At 31.3% G+C, this 15,142-nt stretch carries 13 protein-coding genes and 1 pseudogene; 1 reads left to right on the top strand and 13 read right to left on the bottom strand.

Going from position 1 to position 15,142, the window contains the following annotated elements:
- Positions 1 to 319 precede the first annotated feature (319 nt).
- From hcp to BV55_RS0108135, 10 genes and pseudogenes are all read right to left on the bottom strand, one after another.
- A pseudogene (gene hcp / locus BV55_RS0108185) lies at positions 320 to 1,312 on the bottom strand (hydroxylamine reductase); the annotation flags it as partial.
- Positions 1,313 to 1,372: 60 nt separating this feature from the next.
- The gene (locus BV55_RS0108180; protein WP_029452343.1) at positions 1,373 to 2,137 is read right to left on the bottom strand and encodes a MerR family transcriptional regulator; all 765 of its coding nucleotides are present in this window, start codon (positions 2,135 to 2,137) and stop codon (positions 1,373 to 1,375) included.
- 45 nt (positions 2,138 to 2,182) lie between these two features.
- Positions 2,183 to 3,529 carry a deoxyribodipyrimidine photo-lyase gene (locus tag BV55_RS0108175; RefSeq protein WP_029452342.1) on the bottom strand — a complete coding sequence of 449 codons (1,347 nt, stop codon included), beginning with the start codon at positions 3,527 to 3,529 and terminating at the stop codon, positions 2,183 to 2,185.
- A gap of 17 nt (positions 3,530 to 3,546) precedes the next feature.
- Positions 3,547 to 4,515 (bottom strand): YbgA family protein, encoded by a 969-nt coding sequence (locus tag BV55_RS0108170; protein ID WP_029452341.1) that lies wholly within the window; start codon positions 4,513 to 4,515, stop codon positions 3,547 to 3,549.
- 48 nt (positions 4,516 to 4,563) lie between these two features.
- Complete coding sequence (locus BV55_RS0108165) at positions 4,564 to 5,250, bottom strand: ABC transporter ATP-binding protein (RefSeq protein ID WP_029452340.1); 687 nt, start codon at positions 5,248 to 5,250, stop codon at positions 4,564 to 4,566.
- A complete protein-coding gene (locus BV55_RS0108160; RefSeq protein WP_051652457.1) occupies positions 5,243 to 6,082 on the bottom strand; it encodes an ABC transporter permease in 840 nt (279 codons plus the stop codon). Before BV55_RS0108160 ends, BV55_RS0108165 begins: the two co-directional genes overlap by 8 nt.
- Before the next feature lie 110 nt (positions 6,083 to 6,192).
- A complete protein-coding gene (locus tag BV55_RS0108155; RefSeq protein WP_029452338.1) occupies positions 6,193 to 6,861 on the bottom strand; it encodes a cobalamin B12-binding domain-containing protein in 669 nt (222 codons plus the stop codon).
- A gap of 172 nt (positions 6,862 to 7,033) precedes the next feature.
- The gene (locus BV55_RS15125) at positions 7,034 to 7,459 is read right to left on the bottom strand and encodes a hypothetical protein (RefSeq protein ID WP_051652456.1); all 426 of its coding nucleotides are present in this window, start codon (positions 7,457 to 7,459) and stop codon (positions 7,034 to 7,036) included.
- Positions 7,460 to 7,501: 42 nt separating this feature from the next.
- The gene (locus tag BV55_RS0108145; protein ID WP_341349711.1) at positions 7,502 to 8,221 is read right to left on the bottom strand and encodes a prepilin peptidase; all 720 of its coding nucleotides are present in this window, start codon (positions 8,219 to 8,221) and stop codon (positions 7,502 to 7,504) included.
- A gap of 486 nt (positions 8,222 to 8,707) precedes the next feature.
- Entirely contained in the window at positions 8,708 to 10,045 is a 1,338-nt protein-coding gene (locus BV55_RS0108135) for a sodium-dependent transporter (RefSeq protein WP_029452335.1), read from the bottom strand.
- A gap of 139 nt (positions 10,046 to 10,184) precedes the next feature.
- Here BV55_RS0108135 and BV55_RS0108130 point away from each other — a divergent pair, with 139 nt between their 5' ends.
- Positions 10,185 to 11,495 carry an IS30 family transposase gene (locus BV55_RS0108130; protein WP_029451831.1) on the top strand — a complete coding sequence of 437 codons (1,311 nt, stop codon included), beginning with the start codon at positions 10,185 to 10,187 and terminating at the stop codon, positions 11,493 to 11,495.
- A 364-nt stretch (positions 11,496 to 11,859) separates the two neighbouring features.
- On the opposite strand, the gene grdB is transcribed toward BV55_RS0108130, so the two are convergent.
- Genes grdB through BV55_RS0108110 form a run of 3 tightly spaced genes read right to left on the bottom strand, consistent with a single transcriptional unit; the run spans position 11,860 to position 14,882 of the window.
- Complete coding sequence (grdB, locus tag BV55_RS0108120) at positions 11,860 to 13,167, bottom strand: glycine reductase complex selenoprotein B (RefSeq protein WP_084170518.1); 1,308 nt, start codon at positions 13,165 to 13,167, stop codon at positions 11,860 to 11,862.
- A gap of 24 nt (positions 13,168 to 13,191) precedes the next feature.
- Positions 13,192 to 14,478, bottom strand: a complete 1,287-nt coding sequence (locus BV55_RS0108115) for a glycine/sarcosine/betaine reductase component B subunit (protein ID WP_029452332.1) — start codon at positions 14,476 to 14,478, stop codon at positions 13,192 to 13,194.
- Positions 14,479 to 14,498: 20 nt separating this feature from the next.
- Entirely contained in the window at positions 14,499 to 14,882 is a 384-nt protein-coding gene (locus BV55_RS0108110) for a GrdX family protein (protein WP_029452331.1), read from the bottom strand.
- Between the last annotated feature and the right edge of the window lie 260 nt (positions 14,883 to 15,142).

The following is a 15,142-nucleotide window of genomic DNA, read 5'->3' as shown; positions in this document are numbered from 1 at the left end:
CTTCAAGGTTAGGGATGACGGCTGCTACGCCCCTGGATAAGTTCTTCTAAGAATCACTTGATAAAAATCTTTTTTCATACAAAAGAATCTATAACTATATTATTATATACATCATACTAATTCTTGTCCAATAACGCTTATCCATTACATGGTAATAGTATTCAAAACTATAATTTCATATAAAAAAATCACTCTCCTTAAAACTTCGGAGAGTGAACTTATTTAAATTTATCCGATGACTACCCGCTCTAAATCAAAGAACTCTATTTATATTATTTTAATGTTCATTATATTGAGTATTCTTGTATTTATTATACTTTTAGTTGGCTTGCTTAAGTGAATTTTTTAAATCATCCTCTGGAGTACTTATTGGCTTAATGTCAAAGGTATCAACTAAGTATTGTAATATCTTTGGTGATATAAATGCTGGTAAACTTGATCCTAAATATATTCCTTTTATTCCAAGTGATAATAGTGCTAATAGATCAGGCACCGCCTTTTGTTCATACCAAGAAAGTACAATGGTAAGAGGTAAAGAATTCACATCCGTATCAAATGCATCTGCTAGCGCTGTAGCTATTCTAACTGCTGAATAAGCATCGTTACATTGCCCTACATCTAATAGTCTTGGAAGTCCTGCCACTGTTCCAAAATCTAATTTATTGAACCTGTACTTTCCACAAGCTAAAGTAAGAATTATACAATCCTCTGGAACCATTTTAGCAAAATCCGTATAATAGTTTCTTCCAGGTCTTGCCCCATCACAACCACCTATTAAAAAGAAATGTCTTAACTTTCCTTCTTTAACTGCATTAACTATAGTCTCAGCATTTGATAATGTTGCATTATGTCCAAACCCTACTAAAATCTCTTTTGTTTCCTCATCTTCTTTAAATCCACCAAGTTCTAATGCTTTATTTATTATTTCACTAAAGTCCTTTGTTCCATCTTCAGAAACTTCAATAGACTTTAAACCATCCCATCCCACAACACTAGTAGTAAATATTCTATCTTTATATGTTTCTCTTGGTCTCATTAAACAATTAGTCGTCATTAAAATGCATCCTGGTATTCCATCAAATTCTTTCTGCTGATTTTGCCAAGCTGATCCATAATTACCTACTAAATGTTTATATTTTTTAAGTTCTGGATATCCATGTGCTGGTAACATTTCTCCATGAGTGTAAATATTAATACCCTTGCCCTCTGTTTGCTGAAGTAACATCTCTAAATCTCTTAGATCATGACCTGATACAACTATAAATGGGCCTTTTTTAATATTAACATTAACCTTATGAGGTGATGGATTCTTCTGAATTTAGTATTTACTATACCCTGGTACTTTATGCTAGATTAATTAACTTCTAATGTTTTATTCATCAAATCCTGTATAAATTAAAATTGCATCTCTTAAAAAAGCAGCTGTGCCAACTTGCTTATTATCGTAATAAGCTTTAAATCTTTCATCCTTTGGATACATTCTAGCAAGATCTGCATGTGCCTTTTTAGTGTATCTCCCCCAATAATTTGCTATCCACTGTCTATGCAAGTCTGCTGCTTTTTGAGCTAATTCTGAGGATGGGTCAGCACTTTTAAAAGCTTCAGCTAAGGTTGTTTTTATTTCCGTCTCAAGCCTTATGGGTTTATCATATTTAGCAGCTGTTATACTAATTACCTTTTCCTTCGCTTTGCTAACTGATCTTTTACCATATCTTTCTCTGGCTTCTTCCCCGTACATATTCTTTTCATCTTCAATCATGTTTTTCTTAAATCCTTTAAATCTTTCTTCATCACTTACAATTATTGCGCCCTCTTTTAAAGCAATAGTATTCTCTACATTAGATATTAGTAAGTCTAATTGTTCTTTTTTTTCAATCAAGTTTTCCTTATGTTCTTTAAGTGCAGTCATACTATCAAATGTAGACGATGTTATAATTTCCTTTATAACATCTATACATACATCTAATTCTCTATATAATAATATTTGTTGCAACCTATCGACTTCCTCTTCACAGTAGATACGATGGCCTAAAGAATTAGTTTTTGAAGGTTTAAGAATCCCTATTTTATCATAATACCTTATAGTTTTAGCTGTTACGCCTGCTATATCCCCTAACTCTTTTACTTTATACTCCATACACTTAACCCCCTTACAATATTATTCTTTATTCTTATGACAATATTAATAAGTTTTTTCAGTATACTTTTCCATGTTAAACTTTCTTTTTAATCCTTTATCATTCATATATCTAACTGTACCAAATACATCTCTTTCACGCCAAGGCCTATCATGCTTTCCAAAGCACCAAGCAACACCAGTAAATGAATTTGGATCCCTTCCATCTAAAAGATATTTATTATTTAAATATATAGCCGAATCAAAGGCTTCCTTTGGTGTCTTACCCCACTCTAGTATCTTCTTACCCCAATACATCCTCATATAGCCATGCATCTTTCCTGTAACAACCATTTCCTTTTGTGCAGTATTCCAATATTCATCATGAGTTTTAGCACTCTCTAATTCCTCTATAGAATAAATAAACTCTCTTTGATCTAATAAATGCTTTTCAAGGGTAGCCTTTGACCAATTCGGAAGACAGTCATAAGAATCATATTTATTATTATAAAAAACAAAGTTCATACTAAGCTCTCTTCTAACTATTAATTCTTCTAAGAAGTCCTTTTTTCCTTCTATATTTACATATATTAACTTATTATATATATATAGTGGTGAAATTTGCCCAAAGTGAAGGTATGGACTTAAATCAGAGGTATACTCTTCCCCTGGATGATTTTTAAGTTGCGTATAATTAGGTAACTTATTTGAAATAAAATCTTCTAATAACAATCTAGCATTCTTAGTACCACCTTTATAATAAGATACCCTCTTCACATTTTTATCAATATCTAAACTAGAAATAACCTTATCAATATCTTCTATATCATAATTTTCAAAGGGAAGGTCCATATTAATAGACATAACATCACATTTTCTTTCACTAAGTGGCAATATATAGGTTTCTAACTTTTTGCTTATCTTACTTCTAAGGGTAGCCACTGAATACTCTTCCTTTGGAGAAACTTCTTCTATAGGCACTATGACATTTGTCTCTACCTCAATTAAGGTGCATTTAGCATTTTCAGCTAAAAAATTCCGCCATGACCTCTCAACTCTTAAATAACCTCTATCCACCACCATTAAAGCAGCCAAAGATGAAATTTCTAAAGCTCCAATTTCAGGAGATAACCTTCTAATGATCATTTTAATATTTCTTTTTGCTAGTTTTTCTTTTACTTCCTTTAATCCTTCTAGCATAAAATAATAATGTCTTTCATTATCCTCTGGAAATCCATCCGTTAATCCAAAATATACGATTAAGGGCTTTTTTAAACTATTAGCCTGAATTATGGAATACTCTAGTGCATGGTTATATTCAGTTCTTTGTGAACTTTGCATCCAATAAACAACGTATGGGTTATCAGTTATAACTTTATTGTTTAGCCTTTTAATTCTTTCATCTAAAATCACTGTCTACATCCCCATCTCTATAAATTATCTATCTTCCCTGTATCACTTATATCAACTAATTCCTCAGGATAAGGTTGCCAGATGGTTTGATCTAGTAAGTAGGATTGCTCATACTTAATTACATATGATCTTAAAAGGTTCATAGGTACACTTAAAGGCACCTTTGAATCCTTGTATTTATCAAAGGTACCTAGTATAAATACCTTTTCATTTGATGAAAGATTATCTGAAAAGTAACCAAATATATGCATTAGAGTATTTATATAATTAGTGTATCTAGGAAGTGTTCTAAATGAATATCCTAGATGCTCCCTATATTCCTCTATTATTTCATCAAAAGACTTTTTATCATGATTTGCAACTATTCTCCCTAGCACCTTTTGCTCTTTTTGATTGTAAGCCATAAGAAGGTATTTATTATCCGATTGAAATTTAACTAGGTTTGCCATAGACTTTATTTCTTTAACCTGACGAAATTTAAACATTATATATAGCTTTGTAAGAAAGTGTTCTCTTATCCTAAAATTAGTGAGCCTGCCCTCTTCTTCAATAGCTAGGTAAGGATATCTTTTTATAACCTCTCTTGCAAAAATTCCAGCACCTTTAGTAGAACCTGAAGACTTTTCCTTTCCTAAATATATCTTTACATCTTTAATGCCACAGGTTGGGGATCTACCTTTAAGAATAAATCCATCAACATCTTTAAGAGAATCTAAAAATTCTAATGAGTAATCTTCCATCTCCTTTGTGTAGGTGTTACCTGTCTTAGGTTGGTATAAAGTTATTTTATACTCTTTAGAAACTAACCTAACAGAATCCCTTGGTACTCCAAGACCAATTCCAACTTCCGGACAAACAGTATTATATTCCACATAATCTTTTAAATTACTTACAAATTTATTTGATACAGTGTCACCATTATATCTACAAGCACTAAAACCTAAGCATCTACTTACTACTACCTTTGGCTTGTTAATTTCATCCATGTATATTCCTCCTATTTATACCATTACAAATAATCGAACTTTTTATAATTATTTGCGAATATCCATATTTATTATTCCATCCTTTATTTCTACTATTCTATCAGCCTTTTCCGCTATTTTTTTATCGTGAGTTATTATAATAAAAGTAGTTTTATACCTTTCATTTATCTCCCTTAAAATGTTATAAATATTTTCTGTGGACTCTGAATCTAAATTTCCTGTAGGTTCATCTGCCAATATTATTTTAGGATTGTTAATTAGAGCCCTGGCTATAGCTGTTCTTTGTTGTTGTCCTCCTGACATCATAGTAGATAGATTATTTTTCACATTATTAAGTCCTAGTAAGTCTAAAAGTTTGTTAGCCCTTTCATAAACCTCTTTAGGTGGATTTACCTTTTTTATTCTATAAGGCATAAGTACGTTTTCTAGCGCTGTAAATTCAGGTAATAAGTAATGAAATTGAAATATAAATCCTATAGTCTCATTTCTTAACTTTGATAATTGATTCTTGCTCATACCTTTTGTATTAGTACCATCTATTATAACTTCTCCTCTAGTTGGAGTGTCTAAAGTACCCATAATATTAAGTAATGTGCTTTTACCACTACCGGATTGCCCTATTATAGAATTAAATGAACCTTCCTCAAAATCAAGACTTAAATCAAATAACACTTGAGTTTTTACTATACTGCCATATGTTTTATCTATGTTTTTCATTTCTATAACTTTAGGCATTTTTTATCACCTCTATCGGACTTAATTTAGATGAGTTTATAGCAGGTATGGCTGATGCTATGGTGGCAGATAATATGGCTATAATTCCAGAAAATCCGATAAATTTATAGTTTATATATATATCTACTACTGGTGTCCCAGCTGAATTTACCGCAAATTTTGTAAACATAAATAAAAGACCTAATCCTAGAGCTATACCGAGTAAAGCTCCAAAAATACCAAGGATAATTCCTTCAAATAAAAAGATTTGACTTGCTGTTTTATCTTGTATTCCCATGGCTTTTAATATACCTATCTGCTTTGATTTTTGAACTACTGTTATAGCTAAAATACTAGCTATGCCTAATAATACTGATATAAGTACAAATACTTGAATCATTATACTAGATATATTCTGACCCTTAAGTCCACTTAAAAGTTGCTCATTTTGTTCTTTCCAGTTTTCTACTTTAACATCTTCACTATTTAAACTTGATTTTATAGTATCAGATAATTCATCAGCTATAAAAGGGTCCTTCACTTGCATCTCTATAAATGAAGTCTTGTTGCCAAAAGAAAATAAATCTTGAGATGTTTTTAGTGTAGTGATAACCCAGTTCTTATTTATACTAGCTACCTTAAAGTCATAAAACCCTACTATTTTAACTTCTCTCTTATTTCCCTTTGCTGTAACTATGTAAACATTTTCGCCCAGCTTAACTTCTGATTCCTTTTGAAACTCTTTTCCAAGTATTATTTCATTTTCTCCTTTAGGATATGTTCCTTCGTAAATCCTATCTTTTATGTTGTATATGTTATCCGAATCCTCTATGTTAAATCCTCTAATTAACAAAGCATAATCATCACTTCCATCATTAAGAAAAGCATTAAAATCAGCGGATACAGATACATTTTCAACCCCTGATACCTCTTTAATCTTATCTACTTTTTCTTCCCAGTTATCTATAAGCTAGCTTCATAATGTTTCTCCTCTCCAAAGCTTTTAATGTCTTGGTAAGTTTGTAGTAGCCTATCTGCCCCTATCTGTTTATATACATCTAGATTAGAATTAAAAGCATAACCCCCTACTAAAATTTCACCTTGGTATTTATTAGTATTCTTTATTTCTTGTATTATATTTTTTGCTGCAATCAGATTGTAATAATTTGTAATACTTATATCTACATACTTTGGCTTTATATAATCTATTGCTTCTATAAAGTCTTCTTTTGGTGTATTGCTTCCTACATATATTGTATCAAATCCATTCATAAGGAAAAAATCTGCAGCCATTAAAGCTCCTATCTCATGGTGTTCCTCTGGAGGACATACCACAACTAACCTGCCTTTATCTGGTTTAATACCATTTTTATTAATTTCCTTTAATATATAAGGATAGGAACATTCTAATATAGTTCTAACTATTGAAGTTCTAACATGCTCCTTCCATACACATATGGTTTTTTCATTTAACTTACAAGTCATATTATTTAGTGATGGCTCAAGAATCTTTGTATATAGGTTAATCACATCAATTTTTCCACTTTCTAACTTTGATAATACAAACTTTACACAACCTTCTTTGTCTTCCTCATCAAGCATATGCAGAAATTCATCATAATAAGCATTCATAAGCTTCACTCCTTTAACTTATATTTAACTATATTATACTATCATTATCTAAAATTTGTATATTACTTTGTACTAAGTATATCTTATTAACTTAAAATAGCTTAAAAAAAATAACCATATTCATTATCAATAGATTCAAGACTCTATATAAATAATGAATATGGTCCTAAATTTATCTCATAATCGCCCCACCTAATGCTCCTATAGAACTCTGTGAAATGGACCTTTTTGATATATAAAAGAATATATAGATAACAATTATTATTAGCACCATTCCTGATAATGCAGAGTTATAAGCTAACTTTGCACTTTTAGGTTTTGTATCCTTCCATAAAAGATATAATATAAGTCCCATTATGGGGAACCAAAAGCTGGCTAGCTTTATTATAATATTCGAATCACCATCAACCTTAGTTGTGCCATGTTCATTTAAGTGTCTGCCAGGGTCAAATGGACTTAAGTTCTCACTAAATGTAGGCATTACCTGGATATGTCTTAAACTTCCTGAACGCTCATTTGCTTGATTTAAATCACTTGCACAATCAGGACAAGAGGTCAGTTTTTTTGTAATCTTTTTGTCGCATTTTGGGCAATACACAATAAACCATCCCCCTATATTTACTATTAAATTTAACATCTTTTATCTGATTAAATTAACATAATAATTTAAAATATTTCTTCCATAAAGTGCTGTAAATAATGTACTTAAAGCTATAAAAGGCCCAAAGGCTATATAGTCTTTCCTGCTTCTTTTTTTGAAAATAATTAATATAACCCCAATTATTGCCCCTATAATAAATGAAAGAAAAATCATTATTATAGAATACTTCCATCCTACAAATACTCCACAAAGAGCTGCAATTTCAATATCTCCCTTTCCCATTCCTCCTGTAATATAAACTATTAAGGCAATTACGCCTCCTGCTACAGCTCCACCTAAAAGATAGTTCCAAAATGGTGTAAAATAAATCACATTTTCAATAATGGCTATAATAACACCAACAATAATACCTGGAATTGTGGTTACTGCATATACATCTTGAAATTTTATATCAATAATGGAAATTATTATTAAAAAGCATTCTAATATTAAATATTTTATAAAATATAAGGATAAGCCATAATTAATATAGGTAAGTAAAAATACCACAGCTGTTAAAAATTCTATACTAGGGTATTTAAGTGATATTTTTTCTTTGCAATACTTACATTTACCTCTCAGTATTAAATAACTAAATATTGGAATAAGGTCATACCATTTTAGTCTTGTATTGCAATTAGTACAGTGAGATGGAGGATAAGATATGGATTCACCAAGTGGTATCCTATATATACATACATTTAAAAAGCTTCCAATAATTGCACCAAGTATAAAAATAGCAATGTATAAAAAAATTTTCTTCGTCTCCTTTCTATTATAAAATTATCTATTTTTGTTATACTTTTATATAAGAATATCTTTAATAAATTTCACTTTTATAATGATTATCCTAATTATACCACATTCATAATAAAAACAATTATTTAAATATTTAATATAATAATCCATTTTAGCTCTTATATAATTTAACTAGTAATTTTACTGTAAATTTACATAAATAAAACACCTAATATTTAATATATGTAAATATCAGATGTTTTATTTCACTTTTATAAATATCAAGTGTTTCTTAGACTCAGGTGGAGTTTGCTTATAAGGAATACATCTCCATCTGAGTCTTAGAAGAACTTATCCAGGGGTGTAGCAGCCGTCATCCCCCACCTTGAAGAGGATAGGGGTGTTACGGATGGTAGCCATCGGATAAATTTGCATACTTAAATGCTAAATATTTATAAGACTTATTCTTTAAAAAAGTCCTGTTATAAAAATTATAACTAATGCTACTGGAATAATAAATTTAACCAACACTCCCCACCATTTATACACCATTAATTGTTTAGCTCCTACATTTGTTTCTTCTCTATATTTGTTGAATTTCCATACAAATACAGTGTAAAAAGATAGTATTAGAGCTCCTAAAGGCATTAATATATTTCCTGAAAGATAATCAGCAAAATCAAAAAGATTTCTTCCGCCAATTTGAATATGAGACCATGGTCCCTGGGCTAATATTGTTGGAAACCCTACTATAAATACAGCTATTAAACATAACCATACTGATTTCTTTCTTTCAACTTTAAATAATTCAGATACAACAACCACTATTGGTTCTAAATATCCAATAACTGAAGAAATAGCTGCAAATAACACTAATAAGAAAAACATGGCCCCAAAAACGTTACCTGCGGGTATTTTAGAAAATAGATTTGACATGGTTACAAATAATGTGCTAGAACCACCGTCAGTACTTAGTCCTAATGCAAATACTGCTGGAAATATTATTATACCAGATAATAAACCCATAGCTGTAACTGCTGATACTATTATTGATGCATCTGTTGGTATATCACTATCTTTTTTAAGATAACTTCCATATATAAATGCTCCACCACTTGCAATACCAACTGAAAAGAAACATTGCCCAAGAGCTGCAAGAAGTATGCTACCATCAATTTTTGAAAAGTCTACCTTTAAGTACCATTTTAGACCTTCCATAGCACCAGGAAGAGTCACTGATCTTATTGCCAAAATAATCATCATAACAAATAAAGCTGGCATCATTATTTTACATGCCTTTTCAATGCCCTTTTCAAGACCTCTTGATGATATAATGCCAGTAATTATTATACAAGCTATTGTAAATAAACTTACACTAAGAGTATTAGATGTAAAATCACTAAAGACTTTCGAATACCCTTCAGCAGTTAACCCTGAAAGCTGCCCTGATACCATTTTAAATAGATAAGCTAATGTCCACCCTGCTATTTGTATATAATAACATAATATTACAAAGGCTGATAACACTCCAAACCATCCAAATAATACCCAAGGACTACCTTTCCTTGTTAAAGACCGCATACCTTGTACTGCGTTTAATTGTGTCTTTCTACCTAAACTCATTTCCATGGTAAAAAGCGGTATACCTATTAAAATACATATTACTACATATACAAACACAAAAGCTCCACCGCCGTACTTACCTGTCAAATATGGGAATCTCCACAAACTTCCAAGGCCTATAGAAAAGCCTGCTGCAGACATAATAAACCCAAATCTACTTCCCCAATTCTCTCTTTTCTCCATACCCTTCACCCTTTCACTTTGATTTAAACGTAAATTGAAAAGTTAAGTTCCGTTTTTATTGATAAACAGAAGTTAGTATTACAAAGTGTTTGATATAATTAATTTGATATTTGTCCTAAGCATATTAGGAGGGTTAATTATGTCAAATAAAGAGTTATGCAAAGGAAAACACCTTATAATAGAAGATCGCCTTATAATTGAGTATGGTTTAGATCAAAATTATACATTAAAAGAAATTGCTGAAATAGTTAAGAAAGACCCAACTACTATCTCCAAAGAGATTAGAAGAAATAGATTTCTTAGAGTAAGTAAGAGAAAAGAAAATGATGTACAACCATGCCAACATCGGAGAAGTTGCACTAAGACAAACTTGTGTAATAATAGGTGTGGTAAGCAATGTAAGAAGTGTAGCTTTATAAATTGTTATCGAACTTGCAATGAATATTCCACTAAGAAATGTACCAAGATTAACCGTTACCCATATGTTTGTAATGGTTGCAGCACAGTAACTACGTGTATGGCTGAAAAAAGCTACTATAAAGCTAAAGTTGCAGATTCAAAGTATAGAGATTTATTAACATCATCTAGAGAAGGTTTGAATATAACCTCAGAGGATTTGAAAAAGATAGATGATATAATTTCACCACTTATTTCTAAAGGACAATCACTATCCCATATTTTGACCCATCATAAGAATGAAATAAACTGCTGTGAAAGAACTTTATATTATTATTTTGATAAAAATGCTTTTACTGCTAGAAGCATTGATTTGCCTAGGAAAGTTAAATATAAACCTAGAAAAAAACATAAACAACCTGTGACTAAAGAATCTACAGATAGAGTTGGAAGAACATTTGATGACTTTGTTAAATTTGTTGAAGATAATCCTAATATTCCTGTAGTAGAGATGGATACTGTCCACGGCACACGAAGTGGTAAAGTTCTTCTAACATTTCTTTTTAGGAATTGCTCATTAATGCTAGCTTTCATTATTGAAAGCTGTAGCCAGGTAGATGTAAAGGAAGTTATAGATAAGCTATATGCGTTATTAGGACATGAAGTATTTAATAAATGCTTTCCTGTTATTTTAACAGACAACGGCTCAGAATTTAAAAAACCTGAAGCTTTAGAATTAGATGCTGAAGGAAATCAAAGAACTAAGATATTCTACTGCAATCCTATGGCTTCTTATCAGAAGCCACATGTGGAAAAAAACCATGAATACATAAGGTATGTAATACCTAAAGGAATATCATTTAATAATCGTACTCAAGAAGATATAACCTTAATGATAAATCATATTAATAGTACAGCAAGAGCTAGTTTAAATGGGAATACACCATTTAAACTGGCCCAAATGTTATTAGATAACTCACTGTTAGAGAAACTGTCATTAAAACATATCTCAGCAGATGAAGTACATCTAAAACCTGCACTTTTTAAAAAATAAGATATCAAAAATTTAGGGCAATTATCAGCGGAACTTAATCATGCAAAAATAAAGCAAACGGAAGTTAGTTTTGCAAGCCAATTCCGTAGGCTTAATAAGCATACTTAAAAACCCCTAAAAAATGATTATCTTATATAAATTATAGCCTATTTTAGGTATTTTAACTACTAAATTTAACTCAAAAAACTGACTTAACCCTTGCAGTTCCAATTGCTTATGCTAAAACGGAAGTTAGTTTTTCATTCAACCACTTTGATTTAAATACAAAAATAATGTTCAAAATTTAAATAAATTTAAGTAAATAAATATGTATAATTTACTTCGGAATACTTTTAAAAATATTCCGAAGTAAACTTAGTTCTATTTATTCAAATTGAGTTATTTCAGTTATTTCTGTAGCCAAAGCATTTAAAGCTTTTTTAACCATATCTCTTCTTAGCTCTAATTCGCCTTCAGGTTTTAAACTTGGGTCTCCTACTGGATATGGGATTGCAATTGTAGGTACTATCCTATTTGCTCCTACAGATTCTGAAATTGTAGTTATAGTAGCCATATGGATTATAGGGATACCATATCTTTCAATTTCTTTTACCATTGTTGCACCGCAACGTGTACAAGTTCCTCATGTAGAAGTTAATATAACCCCATCCACACCTGCAGCCTTAAGTTCAGCACCTATTTCTTCACCAAACTTAATGGAATTTCCAACGGAAGTTCCTGTTCCTGTTGTAGCGTAGAAGTAATCGTATACCTTTCCAATGTAACCTTCACCTTCATATTGTTTCATAATATCAAGTGGTGCTACTCTATCTGGCTTTTCATTTGCATAAACTGGGTCATATCCACCATGAATAGTAAAGTAGTCTGATCCAAGTTCACTTTTATTGCTTATATCATATTTACCCCACTTTTGTGCACTTGCTGATTGAATTCTGTCCGGATTGCCAATAGGTACTATTCCACCACTAGTTACAAGTGCTATAGTTGCCTTACTTAAATCCTTTATTGCATGGGCTGGAGTTACCTTATCAAATACTGGCATTGGAAGTTCAGTTTGAAACTCTTCACCCTTTAGTCTAGCCAAAAGCATATCTACTGCTCTTTGTGATCCTCTTTTTTCTGAAAACACTGTTAATCTTCTTCCTTGAGGTATGTATCCCTCATGTTCTGGTAATCCAAGTTCTATTCCCTTTACAATCTTTTTAGCTATAGCAGCCATAACAGGTAATGCTTTTCGCATACTTCCTGCTGAGTCTGTGGTTTTTACAATTATAACCTTGTCTTTACATGTATCAATACCTGGATTTTCTATATACATTCCTGTAATTGCTGGGATATTTAATTTTTCTACAATTGCTTTAGATATTTCACCACAAGCCATTCCATACCTACCTGCATTAAATGCTGGTCCCGCTACAACAATATCCGGTTTAGTTTCTTTAACTACATTAAGAATATAATTTAAAGCTTCCTCTTTATTTTCATTAAAATAATTATCCCCACATATTATGGTTCCAACTATTTCTCCTTCATCCTTTATTAATTTACTAAATCCTTGAGCTGGACCTATGATTTTCTCATTAAATACAGGCTTCATTCCAGCCTTTTCCTCTCCGCCTACCTGTCCGAAGAACTGATTTACATAATATAATACCTTAAATTTATCTGACATAATTAATCCCCCTTTCTAAAATAATTAATACAAATCAACTGTGCAATTATGATAGCCTATTTCTGACGTAGCACCTATCACAGCATTTAATTCACACATTAAGGTTCCATCTTCTAATAAAGAACCGTCCCATCCACCAGCTAAGGTTTCAATAGCTTTTGCGCTTCCTATTATTCTATCTGCAGGTGAAAGAGTTACAACATGGCTAACATTTCCTGCAGATACCACTGCAACAGCTTCAGGTGTTGTATCCGCCAAAGGTTGTGACATTCCATCTCTTCCAGAACACTCATCTGTAATTAAAACAGTTTTAATTCCAAAACCCTCTAGTCTTTTACAAATCATTAAAAGGTCCGAATCAGGGTTTCCATATCCTTCTTCTGATATAATTACACCATCTGCACCTAGCATTTTGCATAACTTAGTAGTGTAATCACAGGTTCTAAACTTTCCTTCAAGGGTTGTAAGTTCTGGAGTTAATACTACTCCAAGGAAGTTTATTTCCTTACCATGCTTTGAATACAAATCCAAAATTGCTGAGTTATTTTGATGTTGATAAGTTGTGATTTTATCGCAAGCTGCAACACAATTACCACTAATTACTGCACCATCAAGCTCTTCATTTGGATGGATTAAGGTTGGAAGTATTAACTTACTATTTACACCATATATATATCCATCATGAAGTAATCCTTGAGAAATTAACATTTCTACATATAAAACCTTAGGTAACTTAGGATACTTTTCTTTTTCATCATCTATACTACCCATTTCATAGGTCAAAATCTCATCAACTTTAGCTTCTTTTCCAGCCATTCCTACAAATTCAGCTGCCTTAAGTCCAGCCATTCTAACAGTTGCTTCATGTTCGTGTGGATCAAGTCCTTCAATAGGTGAAATATCCACAACTAAATTATAAGTACTTGAAAATGGTGTCCACTTTGCTCCCTCGCCCCACATATCAATTACGCCTTCTTGAAATCCTACTATGTCACCCACCGTAACTATAGCTGCCCCATAAAGTACATTAACCTTTCCATCTCCAAGTTGTGCAATTTTTGTTGACACTCCTGGAAATCCATTACCTTCACCTTCAACTTTAACTCTAGGTTCTATAACATCTTTTACAGGTATTATTCTTACCTTTTCTCCAGGCCTTGCAATATCCACCTTAACTTCCTTGATCTTTTTGTCTTCCTTAAGCCATAATATTAATTCTTCTTTGTTTACTGTCAAAACTCCATGATTTACAGCAGTTTTTTCCCCAAACTGCATATCTTTTATATGAATTCTTCCAAGTTCCAATTTCAAAAAAATCACCTCCAAATAAATTAGACACATTTACTAACATATTCCTTTTCAAAAGACTCTAATGTTGATATTAAAAGTTCTCTATCAACTAAAGAATAATCATCATCATTTTTTCTATCCGCTACCCTCCCTTCAGTAAGATTTTTTAAACTAATGATACTGTTTTCAATAATTCCCACATGAATAGGATTAATTTTATTATTCCTTTGTCCAATTATTATTGAACGAAAAGGAGAAAAAGCTATTCTTATACTTGCACCTAGTGGATGACTAATAAGATCGTACCCCTGATGAACCATATCTCTAACTTTAACCATTACCTCTTGAAAATCACCATCAACAAAATATACATTTTCAAATTCATTCTTTACCACTGGGTTGTTGGTAATTATTTGATAATCCAAGTAATCCCTCCTTACAAAATCCTTTTCATATTTCAGCTCATCCATAAATTATTTTTTAAACATACATACATTTTGAATACCTTTAGTATACCCATTGTATTTTATATGTTCTCTAGTAGTATATTCTATATGTAAATCAATAATCCTTTTTTATTTTAAAAAACTTTTTAAATTTATATATAATAAAAATAAAAAAAGCCTGAAAGCAGCTTGTTTTTAAATTACAAGCTAATTTCAGACTTTAATATTAATTTTCTAAA

The sequence above is a fragment of the Clostridium algidicarnis genome, assembly GCF_000703125.1.
GTDB lineage: Bacteria > Bacillota > Clostridia > Clostridiales > Clostridiaceae > Clostridium_L > Clostridium_L algidicarnis.
Note: the sequence above shows the minus strand (reverse complement) of the source record. Positions and strands in the feature narration are given on the sequence as shown.